At 69.6% G+C, this 322-nt stretch carries 1 protein-coding gene; it reads left to right on the top strand.

Features of this window, described 5'->3' with window-relative positions:
• Window positions 1-322 (top strand): NTP transferase domain-containing protein (locus E1263_RS42505; RefSeq protein WP_165956956.1); only part of this gene is annotated, 322 nt, incomplete at both ends.

Raw genomic sequence — 322 nt, 5'->3', positions numbered from 1 at the left:
TCGTCGATAGTCCCTGCGCTGGACGCCATTGACCGCCGTACTGATGGGGTTGTCGTCCTCCTCGGCGACCAGCCCGGCATCACCTCGGCCGCCGTCTGGTCGCTCGTTGCCGAGGTCGCCGGCCCGGCCACGCCCCTCGGCATCAGCCACTACGACAACGGCCCCGGCCACCCCGTCTGGTGCGCCCGCGAAACCTTCGGCGACCTCCGCCAACTCCGCACCGACGACGACCTCTGGCACCTCACCGACCACCACCCCCTCACCCAAGTAGATGCCATAGGCAACATCCCGCCCCGCATCCGCACCTGGGACCACTACCGCC

The sequence above is a fragment of the Kribbella antibiotica genome (genome assembly GCF_004349055.1).
Lineage (GTDB): Bacteria > Actinomycetota > Actinomycetes > Propionibacteriales > Kribbellaceae > Kribbella > Kribbella antibiotica.
Note: the sequence above shows the minus strand (reverse complement) of the source record. Positions and strands in the feature narration are given on the sequence as shown.